The organism is Lysobacter sp. CA199, from assembly GCF_052078715.1.
Lineage (GTDB): Bacteria > Pseudomonadota > Gammaproteobacteria > Xanthomonadales > Xanthomonadaceae > Lysobacter.
The window spans coordinates 427853-446325 of sequence record NZ_JBQJIL010000004.1; the positions used below are offsets into that span (position 1 = coordinate 427853).

Sequence of the window (18473 nt, forward strand, 5' to 3'; positions counted from 1 at the left end):
CGCGGTTCAGTCCGCCGGCAAGCCCGCGATCCACGCCTGCAACTGCGCCTGCCCGTCTTCGTCTAGCTTCCCGTCCAGCGCCGAGTACCAGTGGCGAACCTGCGACGGCGAGAGCTGCGCTTGCAGCATCGGCAGGCTGTTGTCGAAAAAGGCGCTCAGGAACGGAATCCCGCGCATGTACAGATAAGTCGAATCGGTGACGCGCACTTGCTCGTAGACATCGCGCAACCACTCCAGATGCGCGAGCGCAGCTTGGCCGTGGCCGGCGCGGTTGAGCGCGGAGATGAAATTGGTCCGCGCCGAAACCGGAGACATTTCGCGCGTATCCGCGTTGATCTGATCGAAATGCATCAGCCAGGCTTCGCCGCGCTCGACTTCGTCGCACATCGCCGACACGGTCGCCAGTTGCAGAGCGTTGTGCGCGCTCGGCTCAAGATCGAACAGCGCGTGCCAATGGTCGAAGGCTTGCGGGTAGCGATCGAGTTCGCTCAACGCCAGCGCGCACAGCCGGTGCGCGTCGGCGCGGGTGTCGGGCGCAGCCGCCTCGACATGCTCGCGCGCGAGCGCGAATGCGGTTTCGAAATCCGGGCGTTGCAGCGCGGCCAGCGCCGTCGCCAGTTCCGGCGCGATCGCAGCGGCGGGAGCATCCTCGCCTTCGGCCTGTGCGCGTCCGGCCTCGTCGGGTTTCTTTCCGCGTCCGAACAAACGGCTGATCAATCCCATAGCGACATCTCCTTGGTCGTGCGCCGCCGGTGCGCGTGGTTTGCGCGATCGGTGCGGCGATGAAGCCCATCGTGGGCTTCGGCGATCGTGCCGGTCGGAACACGGGCCGCGGCGCGGCCCGTGCGCGCCGGACTTACTTCAACGTGCGATTGAACAACTCATGGATCCGGCGGTATTCGTCGTACCACGCATCGGGATGGGTGAAGCCGTGACGCTCCAGCGGATACGGGGCGATCTCCCACTTGTCCTTACGCAGTTCGATCAGGCGCTGGGTCATCATCACCGAGTCCTTGAAGAACACGTTGTCGTCGATCATGCCGTGAGCGATCAGCAGATGGTCCTTCAGGCCGGCGGCATATTCGATCGGCGAGGACTTCTTATAGGCCTGCGGATCCAGTTCGGGCGTGTTGAGGATGTTGCTGGTGTACTCGTGGTTGTACTGCGACCAGTCGGAGACCGGACGCAGCGCGGCGCCGGCCTTGAACTTGCCCGGTTCGCGGAACAGCGCCATGAAGGTCATGAAGCCGCCGTAGGAACCGCCGTAGATGCCGGCGCGGTCGCGGTCGCCCTGCTTGTTGGCGACCAGCCAGTCCAGGCCGTCCAGGTAATCCTCCAGCTCCGGATAGCCCATCTGGCGGTAGATCGCGGTGCGCCAGTCGCGGCCGTAGCCTTCGGAGGCGCGGTAGTCCAGATCCAGCACCACGTAACCTTCGCGCACCAGCAGGTTGTGGAACATCTGCTCGCGGAAGTAGTTCGGGTAGCGGTTGCTGACATTCTGCAGATAACCGGCGCCGTGCACGAACATCACGATCGGGTACTTCTTGCCCGGCTCGTAGTTCTTCGGCCCATAGAACTTGCCCCAGACCACGCCGGCGCCGTGTTTGGACGGCACCTGCACGTACTCGGGCTGGATCCACTCGCGTTTCTTGAACTCGTCCTTGCGCGTGTCGGTGAGTTTGACCGTGTGCCCTGCATCGGCGCCTGCGCCATTCACATCGACCACCGCCACCTGTGGCGGTGTGTAGCTGCTCGAATAACGCACCAGCAGCTTGCCGCCGTCGGGCGAGACCGAGAAGCTCTCCACGCCGTCGAGCGCGGTCACCTCGCGCACCGCGCCGCCGCCGCGGTCGACCGCGCAGACCTCGTAATCGCCGGGCCACTTGCGATTGCACAGGAAGAAGAAGGTCTTGCCGTCGGCGCCCAATGTGGGCTGGGAGACTTCCCACTTGCCCGAGGTGATCGCGCGCGGCGCGCCACCGCCGTCGCTGACGTACAGGTGCGAGTAGCCGCTTTGTTCCGACAGCAGCCACAGGCCGCCATCGGCAAGCCAGCCGAAATCGTTGAAGTCCCAGCCGACCCAGGCCTTGTCGGTCAGGCGATGGCGGGTATCGAGCGCGGCCTTGGCCGGATCGACCGAGGTCAGCCAGCGATCCTTGTTGTCGATCGCGCGCACCAGCACCGCGGCGCGGCGGCCGTCGTCGCTCCAATGAATCGACGCGCCGCTGCCGTCGCCGTTGGCTTCGATGCGCACCGGGCGATCGCCCTTGAGCGGATCGAGCTTGGCGCTCTTGCGCAGCGCGGCGAGCGGGTCGTCGCCGATCCCGGGCAGCTTGTCGAACTTGAGTTCGCTGGCCTTGGCGTTGGCCACATCCACCAGCCACAGCTTCTGCGGCAGCGGCTCGTTGCGGCCGACGCGCGTGCGCACTTCCTCGAATTCTTCGTAGCCCGATTCGGTCACGTACTTGGGCATCTTGCCGGCGGCGCCGGCTTCGCCCTTCTTGGCCTGGGTCACGACCAGCAGATAGCGGCCGTCGGGCGAGAGCGCGCTGTCGACGATCTCGACCTCGTCGCCCAGGTACACCGGCTTGGGCGCGCGGGTGCCGTCGCTCATGCGCCAGGCCTCGTCCTGTTCGCGCGCGGCGTCGCGCGCGGCGCGGTCGTTGCGCAGGGTGTCGATGGTGGCCAATTGGTAATCGCGCAGCACGTCGGCCTTGGGCGGCTTGGCCGGGTCGTTCTCGGCGCGCACTTGCGCGGCCAGGCTCACGCCTTGGCCGGCGCGCCACTGATACCACTGGTTGTCGACCCGGAACACGAGGTTGCCGCCGGGACCGAACTGCGGGCGCGATTCGGTGTCGTTGCTGCGGGTGACCTGGGTCAGGGCGCCGCTGCGCAGATCGCGCACGAACACGTCGCCGTTGCGGATGAAGGCCATGCGCGCGCGCTGCGCATCAAAGGCCGGGTTGATCGCGTCGATGTCGGCGCGCGCGGCGCCCTCCAGGCGCTGCGGCGTGCCGCCGGCGACGCCGGCCTGCCAAGTGTCGCGAATAATCCCGCCGTCGCGCTTGAGCTGGTACTGCACGCGCTGGCCGTCCCAGGCCCACCAGGCGCGTTCGACCGGCGGGCCGATCCAGTCCGGGTCGGCCATGGTGTCGGCCAGGGTCAAGGGCTGGGCGGTCTGCGCTAAGGCGCCGCTGACGAGCAGCGCCAGGGGCAGGGCGGCGAGCGTGGCGTAGGAGATGCGCATCGAACGGGCTCTTGGGACAAAAAGAGGGCGCAGATTAGCAGTCCGGGGGCTTGGGACGGGCCGGCCGTTGGTCATGGCCACGGGGTAGTGCGCAGCCGTCAGTGTGCGATTTCGGTGGCGAGGCGCCGGGTTTGCGCGATCGGTGATTTCGCTGGAGCGGGTGGTATGCGCGGTGGAGAGCGTCGGGCCTGAAGGCCCTCCCACAAGAGACCTCGAAGTCCACGTCGCGATGAAGCCCTGGATCCCCGCCTTCGCGGGGATGACGTCGTGAAGGTCCGAAGTCTCGTGGGAGGGCCTTCAGGCCCGGCGCTTTCGGTCTAGATCGCCGCATCCTTCGACGCAGACCGCCGCCCGCATGCCGCCGTTTGTCACATCGAGGCGCGACCTGCGCGGCATAGGCGCCAGGGTCACCCAAGCTCAGGCCGACGCACGATCGCGTGCAAGCGCTTGATCCAGAACCGCCACTGCGCACAAAACCGAACCTCATCGCGCCGACCCGCGCCGCTGACCACACCGCGCTCACCGCCTTTGCGCTTTATGTGTTTCCAAGAAACCGCCGTTACCGGTGCATGTTGCGGCGCAAAATGAACCCGCTGGCGCGCAGTCGTGCGTCATGGAGGCAATGCACGTGGACGCCTTGTTGCTGTCGCGGATCCAGTTCGGCTTCGTGATTTCGTTCCATATCCTGTTTCCCGCCTTCACCATCGGCCTGGCCAGTTGGCTGGCGTTCGTGGAATGGCGCTGGCTGCGCACTCGCGACACCTTGTGGCGCGATCTGTATTTCTTCTGGACCAAGGTGTTCGCCGTGTCCTTCGGCATGGGCGTGGTCTCGGGCATCGTCATGAGTTTCCAGTTCGGCACCAACTGGGCGGTGCTCAGCGAGCAGGCCGGCAACATCCTCGGGCCGCTGTTGTCCTATGAGGTGCTCACCGCGTTCTTCCTGGAAGCGACTTTCCTGGGCGTGATGCTGTTCGGCTGGAACCGGGTCGAGGAGAAAATGCATTTCCTGGCGACGTGCATGGTCGCCTTGGGCACCTTGATCTCCACGTTCTGGATCATCTCGGCCAACAGTTGGATGCAGACGCCGACCGGCTACAAGATCGTCGACGGCGTGTTCGAACCGGCCGATTGGTGGGCGATCGTGTTCAACCCTTCGTTCCCGTACCGATTGGCGCACATGGTGCTGGCGGCGTTCATCACCACCTGTTTCGTGATCGGCGGCGTGGGCGCTTCGTATCTGCTGCGCGGCGTCCATGTCGAAGCCGGAAAGCGCATGCTCAAGGCCGCGGTGATCTTCGCCGCGATCACCGTGCCGACCCAGGTGTTCGTCGGCGATCTGCACGGCTTGAACGTGCGCGAGCATCAGCCGATCAAGGTCGCAGCGATGGAAGCGCACTGGCAATCCAATCCGCCGGGCGAGGGCGTGCCGCTGATCCTGTTCGCGATACCCAACGAAAAGGCCGAACGCAACGATCTGGAAATCGCCGTGCCCAAGCTCGGCAGTCTGATCCTCACCCACACCCTGGACGGCGACATCCAGCCGCTGAAGTCGGTGCCGGCCAGCGAACGGCCGCCGGTGAAGCCGGTGTTCTACGCGTTCCGGGTCATGGTCGGTCTGGGCATGGCGATGCTGGCCCTGGTCGCGTTCTCGCTGTGGCAGTTGTGGCGCAAGCGTTTGTACGAATCGCGCGCGGCGCTGTGGGGATGGCGGGTGCTGACGATGAGCGGATTCGTGGCGATCCTGGCCGGTTGGTACGTGGTCGAGATCGGGCGACAGCCGTACGTGATCTACGGTCTGCTGCGCACCGCCGATGCCGTGAGCCCGATCGAAGCGGCCAGCGTGATGACCTCGCTGATCGTGTTCGCGGTGGTGTATTTCACTGTGTTCGGCGCCGGTTTCCGCTATCTGGTCAAGCTGATCCGCAAGGGCCCGCACCCGCACGAACCGCCGCCGCGCAACGGACTGGGCGACAAAACCCCGGCGCGGCCGTTGTCGCTGCCGGACGAATCCAGCGAAGCCGGTGCTTGAGCGCGGCGAACCAGACGGAGTAGGACGATGGAATATTGGCTGCCGGTAATCTGGTTCGGCGTGATCGGCTTCGGCGTGCTGATGTACGTGCTGCTGGACGGCTTCGTGCTCGGCCTGGGGATTCTGGCGCCGTTCGCCGAGAACGAGGATCAGCTCGATCACATGATGAACACCGCCGCGCCGATCTGGGACGGCAACGAAACCTGGCTGGTGCTCGGCGGCGCCGGTTTGTTGGCGGCGTTCCCCAAGGCTTACGCGCTGGTGTTGTCGGCCTTGTATCTGCCGGTGCTGCTGATGCTGATCGCGCTGGTGTTCCGCGGCGTGGCCTTCGAGTTCCGCTTCAAGGCCAAGCGGGCCAAATCGGCCTGGGGCGCGGCGTTCGCGCTGGGCTCGCTGTTTTGCGCGTTCGCCCAGGGCGTGATCCTGGGCGCGATCGTGGAAGGTATGCCGATGCAGGAGGGCAAGTACGTCGGCGGCATCTTCGATTGGTTCAGCCCGTTTTCGATGCTGACCGGCGCGGCGGTGGTATTCGGTTATGCGCTGCTGGGTTCGACCTGGCTGATCCTCAAGACCGAAGGCCGCATGCAGTCGATCGCGCGCACGCTGGCCAGACCGCTGGTTTTAGTGGTGGCGGTGTTCATCGGTCTGGTCAGCGCCTGGCTGCCGTTCCTGGACTCGCGGATCATGGCGCGCTGGTTCGAGGGCGGGAATTTCTACTGGCTGTTCCCGGTGCCGCTGCTGGTGATCGCCAATGCCTGGGCGCTGTGGCGCTCGGTGATGCGCGAGGGCCGCGACGGGCATCCGTTCCTCTACGCGCTGGGGTTCTTCGTGCTCGGCTTCGTCGGGCTGGTGGCGGGCATCTGGCCCAACATCGTGCCGGGGCTGACGATCTGGGATGCGGCCTCGCCGCCGTCCTCGCAGGGCTTCGTGCTGGCCGGGCTGGTGGTGCTGTTGCCGGCGATCCTGGGCTACACGTATTGGTCGTACCGGGTGTTCAGCGGAAAGATCGCGGCGGATGCGGGGTATCACTAGCCGCAATGTCCCTTCCCCGAAGAGGTGGCTGTTCCCCCCTGTGAAAAAGGGGGCAGGGGGATTGGCGTCAGATCGCGGTGCCCCCAGCAAATCCCCTGGCGCAGCCCAGCGCAGGCGCCAGCCCCCTTTTCAAACGGGGCGAGTTTCCACCGGAACAAGCTTTTCGCGACCTACCACTCCCGTCCGGGCCTTGCGCTGAACACAGAAGTTCGCGTAGCCCTGACGGGCAGGTATGCTGTGCATCACATCTGCGATGCAGAAAAACAGTCTCCCCCGGCTGTACCGCCCGCCCCATGCAAGCCTACGTTTACAAAAGCCTCCGCAAGGCAGACACCTACGTGTATCTGAGCGCGCGAGACGATTTCCAGCGCCTGCCCGACCTGATGCGCGAGCAATTAGGTTCGCTGCAGTTCGTGCTCGAGGTCGAGCTGACCCCGCAGCGCAAGCTGGCCCGCGCTGATGCCGAGCAGGTGCGCCGGAATCTGCGCGCGCACGGTTTCCACCTGCAATTCCCGCCCGCCCTGCTCCCATCCGCCCTGCTCCCATCCGCCCTGCTCCCATCCGCCATGTCCCCGCCGTTCTTCGCCGAGGCACCGACGCCCGATGCCTGACGCTTCCAGCCCGCGCGCCTTGTCCCGCGGTTTCGGCCTCGCGCTCGCCGCCGGCTTGGTGCTGGCGTTGGCGACCGGTTTCGGCGGCAGTCCGGTCGGCGCGCTGATCGCCCTGGTCGGCGGCGCCCTGTCCCAACCGGCATTCGCCCTGGCGGCGCGGTTGTGGAAGCGGCGCGACGACAAGCCGGCGTGGAAGTCCGAACTGCTGACCCTGTCCGCGTTGTGGGGCGGCGTCACCGCGGCCACCGCCGCACTGGTCGCCTGGCCGCTGAGCGCGTTGCAGCAAAGCGGCTCGCTGCTGGCCGCGCTCGGCCTGAGCGTGGTTGCCGGCCTGATTCTGCTGGGCCTGTGGCGGTTGTGGCCGCTGTGGCAGGGCAGCGAACGCGACGGCACGCCGTTGCCGCCGCAATGGGCGCGGCTGGCGGATCTGGATCTCGGCGCCTGGCGCGGCCTGGGCGTGGCCGCCATCGTCACCGGCCTGGCCGGTGCGACCGTGCTGCTGGCCTGGCCCGGGCTGCTGTCGGGCGGCGCGCGCTGGACCCTGGCGGTGGCCTTCGCCCTGGCGTCGCCGGCGCTGCATGCGTTGCTGCAGTCGATCGCCCCGGCGCAGGCGCTGCCGGGCGTGGAATTCGATCCCGAACTCGATACGGTCCATAACGCCGAGGAACTGTTCGACGACGGCGAACCCTTGGCCGATGCGCAGTTGGTCCCGGCGCTGTACGCCGCCGCGCGCGCCGGCAAGGTCGAGCGCGCGCTGGAGCTGATCGAGCTCGGCGCCGACGTCAACGCGGCCCCGGTCGGCGACGACCGCGACCGCCGCAGCCTGCCGGTGCTGGCCGCGGTGCTGCCGGACCTGCGCCTGTTGCGTGCGCTGATCGCCCACGGGGTGGACCTCAACGCCGCCCACGCCGGCATGACCCCGCTGCTGGCGGCCACCCGCGACAGCTGGCACGGCCGCCCCGATGCGGTCATGACCCTGCTCGCCAACGGCGCCGATCCGCGCCTGGCCGACCACGAAGGCAACACCCCGCTGCATCATGCCGCGCGCAGCTCCGATCCCGGCGTCGCCGCATTGCTGCGCGATGCCCAGGCCGAGTTGGAACCGCTCAACCAGGACGGCCTGAGCCCGCTCGGCGTGGCCTGCGCCAGCGGCAATTGGCGGCTGGCCAAGTTCCTGCTCGAACGCGGCGCCAAGACCGAACACCCCGGCGGCGCGCCCGCGCTGCTGGCCGCGGCCGGCGGCGACGAGGACGATCCGGCCGGCGTACAGCTGCTGCTCAAGCACAAGGCGCGCATCGACGCGCGCGATGCTCAGCGCCGCGGCGCCCTGCATACCGCTTCCTTCGCCGGCCATCTGGACATCGTCACCACCCTGCTGGCCGCCGGCGCCGACGCCAACGCGATCGACAACCAACAGCGCACGCCGCTGCTGGAAGCCGCGCGCGGCGGCCGCGCCGCGGTGCTGGAACGGTTGCTCGAACATCTGCCGCAAGGCGGCGTCAATGAGGCCAAGGCGATCGACGCCGACGGCGCAAGCGCGCTGATCCTGGCCTGCCAGGCCGAAACCGCGTCGCCGCCGCTGGTGGTGCGTCTGCTCGATCTGGGCATCGACGCCGAGCTGCGCGACCGCCAGGGCAAGCGCGCGGTCGACCGCGCCGCCGAGGCCGGGCGTTGGTCGCTGGTGGCCGCGCTGGATCGCGCCTACCCGTTGCCGGCCGCGGTCAGCGGCGAGGGCGACAGCGACGCACCCGAGGGCGAGCGGGTGATCGTCGACCGCATGCCGGCCGCGCTGCTGCGCGACGGCTTGCGCGAGGGCCGCGCCTCCGAACTCACCGGCCTGGCCAAGCTGCTGAGCCCGGCCGAGCTGGGCGCGCAACTGCACGAAGAAAACGGTCAGGTCCCGACCCCCGAACGCATCGACTGGCTGCTCGGCCAGGGTGCCGATGCCAACGTGCGCAATGCCGCCGGCGATACGGTGCTGTTCGGCTTGCTCGACCAGGCCCCCGATTCGCTGCCGGCGCTGCAGGCACTGCTGCGCCACGGCGTATCGCCGGCCGGCCGCGGCGGCCTGGGACGGTTCCTGGCGACCTGCTCGGCCGGCGATCAGGCCGCGCGCGGTCTGGAACAGTTCGCGGTGGACCTGCTCGAACGCGGCGCCGATCCGTTCGCGCGTACCGCGAGCGGCGATCCGGCGCTGGCGATCGCGGTGCGGTTGGGCTGGTCGCGCCTGCTCGAACGCTTGCTCGCCGCCGGCATGGATTTGAACACCCGCGACAGCCATGGCATGAGCGCCCTGCACCTGGCCGCCGCGCTCGGCCGCGAAGCCATGCTCAAGCGGCTGGTCGCGCACGGCGCCGATCCCAATCTGCTCGCCGCCGACGGCCAGACCCCGCTCGGCGTGGCCCTGGCCTCGGGCCGGCGCGATCTGGCCGACTGGCTGGACTGGCGCGGCTGGCCCTTGCCCAAGCGCCCGCTGCAGGCCGCCGACGTGCCGGCCGCGGCGATCGTCGGCGATGCCGACGCGGTGCGTCGCTTGCTCGATCTGGGTCTGGCGGTGGACAGCCCCGACAGCCAGGGCTGCACCGCGCTGCTACGCGCCGCCGGTGGCGGTCATCGCGCGGTGGTCGATCTGCTGCTGGCGCGCGGCGCCGATCCGCAGCGTGCGGCCAACTCCGGCGCGACGCCGCTGTCGGCCGCGGTCAGCATGCGTCACGGCGAGATCGTCGACCGTCTGGTCGCCGCCGGTGCGTCGCTGGAACAGCGCCTGCCCGGCGATCTGACCGTGCTGATGGTGGCCTGCGCACTCGGCCTGACCGATCTGGCCGCACGCCTGCTCACCGCCGGCGCCGACGTGCACTCGCGCGACGCGCAAGGCCGCATGGCCCTGCATTGCGCGGCGATGTTCGGCTTCACCGCGCGCGAACGCAGCCGCCTGGTCGCCTTGTTCGACACCTTGCTGCTGGCCGGCGTCGATGCCGACCAGTCGGCCGCCGGCGCCACGCCGCTGTTGCTGCTGCTCGGCGCGCGCGCCGAACCCGGCACGGCCGCGGACGAAGACGTGCTGATCGCGGGCCTGGAACTGCTGCTCGACCACGAGGCCTCGCTCGACGTGCAGGACCCGCGCGGTTTCGGCCCGTTGCATCTGGCCGCGCTGCACGGTTTGTTGCGTGTGGTCCAGCGCCTGCTGCGTCATGGCGCCAACCCGGACGTGCGCGATGCGCTCAATCGCACCCCGCGCGAGATCGCGGTGATGCGCGGCTTCGTCGATATCGCCGCCGAGTTCGCCCCGGCCACGCCGAGCAAGGGCGCCGACGGCGGTGTGTCGATGGCGAGGTTCTTGCGCGGGCCGGGGAACTGAGGCCCGGCCGGCGTTCTCCGGCGGGCCGGGCTTGATCGTCATTGAGGTGTCGCGGTCGCGGCTTGCGCCGCTCCTACAGGAAACCTATGTAGGAGCGGCGCAAGCCGCGACCGCCAAACGTCGCTTACTTCGTCTGTGGCGATAGCGCCGCAGACCTCAATGCCGAGTCGAATTGTCCCCAGGCAAGGTCGTCGCCTGCTTGTCGACCATCCCCGCCAAAACGCCTTCGCCGCGGTCGGCGTTGAACAATTCCTCCAGTTCCTTGCGCGCATCGCGTGCGGTCTGGAGCAGCGCATCTTCGTCGTCGTGGACCAGGTACTGCGCCTCGAGCATGCGTTCGTCGAGTTCGCGGAAACGTTCGACGTGGTCGTGCGCGGTCTCGGCCTCCACGCCCAGCTCGATCAGCACGTCCTTGCCCAGTTTCAGGCTGGAGTGGAAGGTCTCGCGCATCGGTTCGGCGCCCAGGTCCATCAGGTCCCAGGCGTGCCGGCGGTCGCGTGCGCGGGCGAACACCTTAGCCTTCGGGTACAGGCGCCGGATCGTGCGCACCGTGCGGATGCCGCTGTCGCGGTCGTCGATGGCGATCACGAAGATCTTGACCTGGGCCGCACCGGCCGACCGCAATAGCTCGGGCCGCGCCGGGTCGCCGTAGTAGATCGCATTGCCGAAGCGACGCATGAAATCGACCTGCTCGGCGCTGTTCTCGATCGCGATGAACGGCGTGCGGTGCGCCACCAGCAGGCGCGCGATGATCTGGCCGAAGCGGCCCATGCCGGCGATCAACACCTGCGGGTGATGATCGGGAATCTCGTCGTAAGGCCGCTTTTCCGTGGGCGCGGGGGCGGCATCGAGCATGCGCTGGGCGGCGATCATCAGCAGCGGCGTCAGCGCCATCGACACGCCGACCGCGGCGATCAGGCGGTCGCGGGTCGGATCGTCGAGCAGATTGACCTTGACCGCTTCGTTGAACACGATGAAGGCGAACTCGCCGCCCAGCGACATCACCGTCGCCAACTGGAACGCGCCGCGCTTGTCCAGGCCGCCGGCGCTGATGCCCACGCCGAACAGCAGCAGGAATTTCACCGCCAGCAGCGCGGCGACGATCGAGCCGATCAGCAACGGTTCGGCCAGCACCCGTTGCAGGTCGATGCTCATGCCCACGGCCATGAAGAACAGGCCCAGCAACAATCCCTTGAACGGCTCGATCTGCGATTCCAGCTCGTGGCGGAATTCCGAGTCGGCCAGCAGCACGCCGGCCAGGAACGCGCCAAGGCCGGCCGAGAGCCCGGCGGTCTGCAGAATCCAGGCCGAACCCAGCACGGTCAGCAACGCGGCGCCGGTGAACACCTCGGGCATCCGCGTGCGCGCGACCACCCGGAATACGTGCCGCAGCAGCACCCGCCCGCCGAATACCACCGCCGCGATCGCGCCGACCGCCTTGGCCACCGACATCCAGCTCAGGCCTTCCACCGCCGCGGCCTTGCCCATCAGCGGAATCGCCGCCAGCAGCGGAATCGCCGCCAAGTCCTGGAACAGCAGGATCGCGAACGCGAGCCGGCCGTAGTCCGTCGACAAACCCTTGCGTTCGGACAACAGTTGCAGGCACACCGCGGTCGAGGACAGCGCCAGACCCAGGCCGACCACGGTCGCCGCCTTCCAGCCCATGTTGCCGCCGAACATCGCCAGCGCGCCCAGGGCCAGGCCGCTGAGCAGCACCTGCAGGCCGCCGGCGCCGAACACCGGCTTGCGCATCACCCGCAGCCGCGCCGGCGAGAGCTCCAGGCCGATTACGAACAACATCATGACCACGCCGATTTCCGACGCCGCCAACACCGGCTCGGCATCGGCGATCACCTTGATCCCGTAAGGTCCCAACACCACGCCCGCGGCCAGATACCCCAGCACCGCGCCCAGCCCGAACTTGCGAAACACCGGCACCGCGATGACCGCGGCGAGCAGAAACAACAACGCAAGTTCTAGACCGCCACCGTGCATGGGCACCTCCTGTTTCTGAATTATGGCCTGTGCGGGCGCCGGCTGTGGGGAGGGTGGTGGCGCGACGTTGCGTTCTAACCGGTAACGCCCGCGGCCGTGGGCGGCTGACGCAGAGAGTTTGCTATGGTTGCCGATACACCGGATTTCAATCGCCCCGACCGCTTCGGGGCCCGCCAGGACTCAAGGACCTCAAGGATGAACGCGATCAAATACACCGCATCGGCGCTGCTGTTTGCGGCGCTGGCATGGCCTGCGTTCGGCGCGGGCAAGAGCGCGACCGAGGTGCGCAAGCAGATCGAGATGAGCATGGTGCTCACCGGCAGGGTCACCATCGCCGACGACGGTCAGGTGCGGTCGCTGCAGATCGATCGCGAGAACGAGGTGCCGGCGCTGGTCGGGCAAGTGGTCCGCGGTTCGGTGTCGAAGTGGCGGTTCGATCCGCTCAAGCCCGGCGAAACCGACGCCGGGACCACATCGATGCGCGTGCGAGTGGTCGCAAGCCCCGCGCCGGAAGAAGGCCCGGACAAGTTCGCCCTGCGCATCGTCAGCGCCAGTTTCGGCGAGACGCCCGAAGACGAAATGCCCAAGCGCGCATCGTTTAAGCCGCCGGTGTTTCCGATGGCGGCGGCCTACGCGCGGGCGCCCGCCACGGTGTACCTGGTCGCGCGCATCGGCCGCAACGGCAAGGTGGAGGAGGTCTTTGCCGAGCAGGTCAATCTGAAGGCGGTCGGCAACGAGCGCCAGATGAAGCAGTTCCGCGAACTCTTCGCCGATGCCAGCGTGACGGCGGCCAAGCGTTGGACGTTCACGGCGCCGGCCCGGGGCCCGGAGGTCGACGACGACCATTGGTCGGTGCGGGTGCCGGTCGATTTCGTGTTCGAGCGTCAAGACGCGCGTTACGGGCATTGGGAAGCCTATGTTCCCGGCCCGCGCCAGAAGGCGTCCTGGCAAGCTTCCGAACGCGACGCGACCGCCGGCGTGGATGCCGTGTCGGGCGACAAGATGCAGATGGTCGGCCGCGGCCCGCGTTTGCTGACGCCGTTGCCGCAGGGTTGATCGTCGCTCGCGATCAGCTCGTCGGCGCGTTGCAAGCCATCGCGCCGATGCCTGGCGACTGCAACGCATTCGCCTATGTTTTACGGTCTTCCATCACTGCAACGCAGATGCGTTGTGAGCCGTCGCGACCTGTGCGATAGCGCTCGGAGACAATGACGGACGACGCCGGCCGTAACGCGGCCGGCGTCGGGCAGGAGCGATCCGTCGTCGCACAGGGAGGTGACCATGAAGGCCGTCGCAGCGGTGCTGCTGGCGCTGATGTTGAGCGCGTGCAATCCGGAACTCATCGATTATTCGTCCGCGCGTTTCGACCGCATCGGCGCGGATGGCATGGATACGCGCGTGCCCGGAGCGGCCGCTTCGCCGCTACCGGCCGGCACATGTGGGAAGGTTTTGGAGGCCAGCGGCGGCCGGACCGAAACGCGTCGGGGCTGAAGCCCCTTCCACAACAGATCTCACAGCTCTGCGCTTCTTGCACAGCCTCGCCGCGCATGCTCGAAGTCTTTTGTGGGAGGGGCTTCAGCCCCGACGCTCTTCGCCCCCGGTGAGGTGAATGCCTCGCGGCCGCGATCCAGCGACTTCGGCCCATCCATCCGGCCCCGAATTGTCCTGGCCCCCGGACGGGGGCATGATGAGCGACCACCGAACCGCCCGCCACCCGTAGCACCGCACTCCCTAGTCGGGCTCGGCGACTCGTGAAGCAGTAGCACCGACAAGGAGCCAGTGTCTATGAATGCCGCAGTCGATTCGATTACGCCGCCCGGGCCCGTCCCGGCCGGCGACCCCGCCGCCCGTCGCTGGTACGCCGGCCAGAGCGCGACCCCAACCCCCGGAACCGCCTACACCGCGCTGTTGCCCGCCGACGACGAGTGGTCGCGCGATACCGTGCTGCGCGCAGTCGTCGCCGACGCCTTGCAACGCAACGGCCTGGTGGTGGACGAGGACACCCTGGAAGCCACGGTGAACTCGGTCGGCGCGCCCGGCGGCGCGCTCGCCGATACCGCGCTGAGCTGGAAGCTGCACCCGGGCGAGACCCGCGGCGATGCGCGCGTCTCGCCGCCGTTCCACGGTTATGCCGTGGCGATGCCGGCCGACTTGCAGACCTCGCTGGTCGATTACGCCAAGACCTGGTCGACGCAACGCGACGCCCTGCCGCCCGCGCCGGTGGACCGCCCGATCAGCGAACTCAAGCAGCTCGCTCTCACCGGCGGCCACAACGAGGTCGCCGAAACCCTCGATGCGCTGGACGCGGCGATCAAGGCCGGCACCACCGCGCATCGCAACGGCCAGCCGCTCGACGCGGTCGCGCTCAGCGCGGTGCTGGAATTCGCCACCCGCAGCGGGCGCGAGCGCGAGGCGGCGAAGATTCTCGAACGCTACAGCGCGATCAAGGACGTGGTCGGCGGCGCCAAGGACATCGGCCACAACGCCGGCCGCGTATTCAACGGCCGCGACCCGCTCACCGGCAAGCCGCTCGACACCGACCAGCGCGTCGACGCCGCGTTCGATCTGCTCAGCGGCGGCTTCAAGACCGCCGGCAACATCGGCAACGTCGCCCTGCTGCTGGGTGCGCGCAATGCCGGTCTGGTCGGCGGCCTGATCGGCATCGCGCCGGTCGGCATCGCCGTCGTCGCTTTCGCCGCCGGCGCCTACGAACTGATCAAGCACGTGCGCGAAGCGATCCTGAAGCCGCAATGGGACGAGTTCCGCGAGCGTTTCCCGTTCGCCGAAGGCATGGAGCCCAAGCGCGCGATCACCGGGGTGATGCGCCAGATCGCTGGCATGCCCACCGACGCCGGCAATGCGCTGTCCACGGCCACGCGCATTCTCGATGGCGTCGGCCAGAATCCGGAAACGCGCGAGCGCTTCCTGTCCTTCCTCAAGCAGAAGGTGCAGCCCGAATCGCTGGTCGACGCGCTGGCATCGGGCCAGGGCCTGAGCACGCTGAGCGAGCAACAGCAGATGCTGTTGGCGCAGGCCGCCAAGGGTTCGGCCAAGGAGTTCCTCGATCTGGAACTCAAGGACGTCAAGCGCTACGTCCGCGATCGCGACGGCGAACGCGAGCGCGGCACCTATCTGTTGCCGGCGGCGCAGCAGGAAGCGGCCAACCGCAACACCAACAAGCTCGGCGGCGCGGTCGAAGAAGGCCTGCGCCTGGCGGCGATCCTCACCAGCGGCGCCAACTCGCTCAACGGTCAGTACCGCGATCTGCTCGATAAGGTCAAAGGCACGGAGCTGACCGGCAAGCTCAACGAGCAGCAGCAGAAAAACCTCGCTGCCGCGCTGGTTCCGGCTACCCGCGAGGGCGGCCTGACCCAGGTCGATCATCTGGTCGCCAGCAAGGACGGCAGCCGCGTGTTCGCCGTGCAGGGCGAGCTGGATTCGCCGACCCGGCGCATGGTCGCGCTCGATGTCGCCGGCGGTTCGCAACAGAGCGTGGAAACCAGCAGCAAGTTGGTGGCGCATCAGGCCGCCAACGCGGAAACGCAATCGCAGGCGCAGCTCGCACAGAACGGCGGCCGCGGGTTGTAACGCGCGCTCGTGGGAGGGCCTTCAGGCCCGAAGCTTCGGTTCCAGATGGGTCGGGAGCTGGTTGAACGGCGTCGGACCTGAAGGCCCTTCCACGACCGATTCGATCGCCGCCGGTTGCGGCGACGGCAAGCGCCTCGCGGATGCGGGGCGTTTTCGTTTATGTCCTCGCGACTGCGGGGCGCGATCGAGTCGAACCCGCCGCGCGCTCGTGGAAGAACCTTCAGGCCCGACGCTGTCGATTCCAGCCGTGGCCGGAAACCGACCGAACGGCATCGGGCCTCAAACCGCTCTCACTGGCGCTCCTCCGTCGACGCATCGCACAGTTCGCGCAGCCGGCCGCGATCGCGGTACCGAGTGGGTGGACGGATGAGGCGGTGCGTGCCTATCATTCCGGCGCCTGAATACGCACCGAGTCGTCACGCAAAGGGCCCCTTGCAACCGAGGAGCCGCCCGTGCGTACGCATTCCACAGCCGCCGAACCGATCCTGCATCCGGATGCGCAAGCCGGCCTCGCCCAATGGCGGGAGCTGACGCGTCAGGCCAATGCGGCGTTCGACCGACGCCAATACGCACATGCGCAGCGACTGTACCGGCAGGCCTTGCAGCTGGCTGCGGCCTTGGCGAGCGGTGCCACGCTCGCCGCATCGCCCGACGACTGCCTCGCCGCCCTGGTCGTGGCCCATCACAATTTGTCCGTGGTCCATCGCCAGCGTCGCGATCGCGACGCCGCGCGGGACCAACTGTGCCTGGCGCATGAGGCCCTGACCCGGATCGCGTCCGATCCGCTCGCGCCCGCGGCGATCCGCCGCTGCGCCCTGCATCACCTGAGCCGCACCCGATTCGCCCTGCTCGACTGGCAGGCGAGCCGCGGCGCCTGCGCCCGAAGCCAAGCATCGCTGCGCGACAGCCTGTCGGCCGTGTCGTCGCTCGGCGCCGCACTGCATTGACGTCCTCCGCTTTCTCTTCCTCCCTCCCTGTCCGGAAACCGATGATGCCGCACGAGCTGCCCGCCTTGCCCTACGCCTACGACGCGCTGGAACCGCACATCGATGCGAAGACGATGGAGATCCATCACAGCAAGCATCACCAGGCCTACATCAACAATCTCAACGCCGCCGTGCAGGGCACGCCGCACGAAGGCGTGCCGGCGGAAACGCTGATCGTGGCGATCGACCAATTGCCCGAAGCGCTGCGAGCGCCGGCGCGCAACAACGGCGGCGGTCACGCCAACCACAGCCTGTTCTGGACGGTGATGGCGCCGCCGGAGCAGGGCGGCGGCGGTCAGCCGCAGGGCGCCTTGGCGCAGGCGATCGAGTCGGACCTGGGCGGCTTCGACGCATTCAAGGACGCCTTCACCAAGGCCGCGCTGACCCGCTTCGGCAGCGGCTGGGCCTGGCTGCTGGTCGGCGCGGACGGCCGGCTGTCGGTGGAAAGCAGCGGCAACCAGGACAGCCCGCTGATGGTCGGAATCGGTTCGGGCGGCGTGCCCATCCTCGGCTTGGACGTGTGGGAACACGCTTACTATCTGAAGTACCAGAACCGCCGGCCGGACTACATCGCCGCGTTCTACAACGTGATCCATTGGCCGGAAGTCGCGAGGCGATATGCTGCGGCGAAGAACTGATTCGGGCGGGGACGGCGACGCGGCCGAGCGCCGCGTGGGCGCGTTCGGCCGCCGGTTGAGCCCGGCGCAATGGGTCGGGCTGGCGATTCTCGCGCTGGGCGCGGTGGCGATGGTCTCCGACATCTGGCGCTACATCGACAGCGTCCCGGCGATTCGCAACGCCTTCGTCGGCGGTTCGGTCGCCGCCTTGGCCACGGCCTTGGGCGCGTTGCCGGTGCTGTTCTCGCAGCGCCTGTCCGACCGCACCCAGGACATCCTGTTCGGCTTCGGCGCGGGGGTCATGCTCGCGGCCTGCGCGTTCTCGCTGATCATTCCGGGGCTGGCGGCAGCGCAGGCCTCGGCGATGTTCGGCGGCGGCGAGAAGGGCGCCAGCCTGGTGATCGGCATGGCCGTGCTGCTCGGCGGCGCGGCGATCATGGCGATCGACCACTTGGTGCCGCACGAGCACTTCATCAAGGGACGCGAAGGGCAGTCGCCAGGCAAGCTGCGCCGGACTTGGCTGTTCGTGTTCGCCATCGCCTTGCACAACCTGCCCGAGGGCCTGGCGATCGGCGTGGGCTACGCCGGCAACGAGGGCGCGGTGCGGGCCAATGCGCTGGCCATCGGCATCGCCATCCAGGACGTGCCCGAAGGCCTGGTGGTGGCGGTCGCGCTGCTGGCGGCCGGTTACTCGCGCTGGCTGTCGGTGTTCATCGGCGCCGCCAGCGGCCTGGTCGAACCGGTCGGCGCTGTGCTCGGCGCGGCGGTGACCAGCCATTCGCATGCGATGTTGCCGTGGGGCCTGGGCTTCGCCGCCGGCGCGATGCTGTTCGTGATCAGCCACGAGATCATTCCCGAATCGCACCGCAAGGGGCACGAGAGTTTCGCCACAGCCGGGCTGATGATCGGGTTCGTGTTGATGATGGTGCTCGATACCGCGCTGGGATAGGACGGCGCGACGGCGCAAACGAAAACGCCCCGCATCGCGGGGCGTTTTCGTTACAGCGCCG

13 protein-coding genes are annotated in these 18473 nt (G+C 68.2%); 10 read left to right on the plus strand and 3 right to left on the minus strand.

Annotated elements, in window-relative coordinates:
• Positions 1-6 precede the first annotated feature (6 nt).
• Complete coding sequence (locus ACTOWJ_RS09265; RefSeq protein ID WP_441334312.1) at positions 7-723, minus strand: hypothetical protein; 717 nt, start codon at positions 721-723, stop codon at positions 7-9.
• Positions 724-856: 133 nt separating this feature from the next.
• A complete protein-coding gene (locus tag ACTOWJ_RS09270; RefSeq protein WP_441334313.1) occupies positions 857-3247 on the minus strand; it encodes a prolyl oligopeptidase family serine peptidase in 2391 nt (796 codons plus the stop codon).
• Between the two features lie 628 nt (positions 3248-3875).
• On the opposite strand from ACTOWJ_RS09270, the gene ACTOWJ_RS09275 reads away from it, so the two are divergent.
• From ACTOWJ_RS09275 to ACTOWJ_RS09290, 4 genes are all read left to right on the plus strand, one after another.
• Positions 3876-5276, plus strand: coding sequence for a cytochrome ubiquinol oxidase subunit I (locus tag ACTOWJ_RS09275; RefSeq protein ID WP_441334314.1), 1401 nt, complete (start codon positions 3876-3878; stop codon positions 5274-5276).
• 27 nt (positions 5277-5303) lie between these two features.
• On the plus strand, positions 5304-6308 hold the full coding sequence (gene cydB, locus ACTOWJ_RS09280; protein ID WP_441334315.1) for a cytochrome d ubiquinol oxidase subunit II: 1005 nt from the start codon (positions 5304-5306) through the stop codon (positions 6306-6308).
• Positions 6309-6601: 293 nt separating this feature from the next.
• Positions 6602-6919, plus strand: coding sequence for a YcgL domain-containing protein (locus ACTOWJ_RS09285; RefSeq protein WP_441334316.1), 318 nt, complete (start codon positions 6602-6604; stop codon positions 6917-6919).
• Entirely contained in the window at positions 6912-10277 is a 3366-nt protein-coding gene (locus ACTOWJ_RS09290; RefSeq protein WP_441334317.1) for an ankyrin repeat domain-containing protein, read from the plus strand. Before ACTOWJ_RS09285 ends, ACTOWJ_RS09290 begins: the two co-directional genes overlap by 8 nt.
• A 156-nt stretch (positions 10278-10433) precedes the next feature.
• Here the strand turns inward: ACTOWJ_RS09290 and ACTOWJ_RS09295 are convergent, their stop codons facing one another.
• Positions 10434-12272 (minus strand): monovalent cation:proton antiporter-2 (CPA2) family protein, encoded by a 1839-nt coding sequence (locus ACTOWJ_RS09295; protein WP_441334318.1) that lies wholly within the window; start codon positions 12270-12272, stop codon positions 10434-10436.
• Between the two features lie 195 nt (positions 12273-12467).
• Here ACTOWJ_RS09295 and ACTOWJ_RS09300 point away from each other — a divergent pair, with 195 nt between their 5' ends.
• From ACTOWJ_RS09300 to ACTOWJ_RS09325, 6 genes are all read left to right on the plus strand, one after another.
• Complete coding sequence (locus ACTOWJ_RS09300) at positions 12468-13328, plus strand: energy transducer TonB (RefSeq protein WP_441334319.1); 861 nt, start codon at positions 12468-12470, stop codon at positions 13326-13328.
• Positions 13329-13553: 225 nt separating this feature from the next.
• Positions 13554-13763, plus strand: a complete 210-nt coding sequence (locus ACTOWJ_RS09305; RefSeq protein ID WP_441334320.1) for a hypothetical protein — start codon at positions 13554-13556, stop codon at positions 13761-13763.
• Positions 13764-14057: 294 nt separating this feature from the next.
• Positions 14058-15860, plus strand: a complete 1803-nt coding sequence (locus ACTOWJ_RS09310; RefSeq protein WP_441334321.1) for an XVIPCD domain-containing protein — start codon at positions 14058-14060, stop codon at positions 15858-15860.
• 452 nt (positions 15861-16312) lie between these two features.
• The gene (locus ACTOWJ_RS09315; RefSeq protein ID WP_441334322.1) at positions 16313-16807 is read left to right on the plus strand and encodes a hypothetical protein; all 495 of its coding nucleotides are present in this window, start codon (positions 16313-16315) and stop codon (positions 16805-16807) included.
• Positions 16808-16851: 44 nt separating this feature from the next.
• The gene (locus ACTOWJ_RS09320) at positions 16852-17484 is read left to right on the plus strand and encodes a superoxide dismutase (protein ID WP_441334372.1); all 633 of its coding nucleotides are present in this window, start codon (positions 16852-16854) and stop codon (positions 17482-17484) included.
• A 34-nt stretch (positions 17485-17518) separates the two neighbouring features.
• On the plus strand, positions 17519-18412 hold the full coding sequence (locus tag ACTOWJ_RS09325; RefSeq protein WP_441334323.1) for a ZIP family metal transporter: 894 nt from the start codon (positions 17519-17521) through the stop codon (positions 18410-18412).
• Positions 18413-18473: the final 61 nt, after the last annotated feature.

What these genes read in the sequence shown, in the direction of transcription:
- ACTOWJ_RS09265 (WP_441334312.1), bottom strand. Translation starts at nt 723, where the DNA reads ATGGGATTGATCAGCCGTTTGTTCGGACGCGGAAAGAAACCCGACGAG.
- ACTOWJ_RS09270 (WP_441334313.1), bottom strand. Translation starts at nt 3,247, where the DNA reads ATGCGCATCTCCTACGCCACGCTCGCCGCCCTGCCCCTGGCGCTGCTC.
- ACTOWJ_RS09290 (WP_441334317.1), top strand. Translation starts at nt 6,912, where the DNA reads ATGCCTGACGCTTCCAGCCCGCGCGCCTTGTCCCGCGGTTTCGGCCTC.
- ACTOWJ_RS09295 (WP_441334318.1), bottom strand. Translation starts at nt 12,272, where the DNA reads ATGCACGGTGGCGGTCTAGAACTTGCGTTGTTGTTTCTGCTCGCCGCG.
- cydB (WP_441334315.1), top strand. Translation starts at nt 5,304, where the DNA reads ATGGAATATTGGCTGCCGGTAATCTGGTTCGGCGTGATCGGCTTCGGC.
- ACTOWJ_RS09300 (WP_441334319.1), top strand. Translation starts at nt 12,468, where the DNA reads ATGAACGCGATCAAATACACCGCATCGGCGCTGCTGTTTGCGGCGCTG.
- ACTOWJ_RS09310 (WP_441334321.1), top strand. Translation starts at nt 14,058, where the DNA reads ATGAATGCCGCAGTCGATTCGATTACGCCGCCCGGGCCCGTCCCGGCC.
- ACTOWJ_RS09285 (WP_441334316.1), top strand. Translation starts at nt 6,602, where the DNA reads ATGCAAGCCTACGTTTACAAAAGCCTCCGCAAGGCAGACACCTACGTG.
- ACTOWJ_RS09320 (WP_441334372.1), top strand. Translation starts at nt 16,852, where the DNA reads ATGCCGCACGAGCTGCCCGCCTTGCCCTACGCCTACGACGCGCTGGAA.
- ACTOWJ_RS09305 (WP_441334320.1), top strand. Translation starts at nt 13,554, where the DNA reads ATGAAGGCCGTCGCAGCGGTGCTGCTGGCGCTGATGTTGAGCGCGTGC.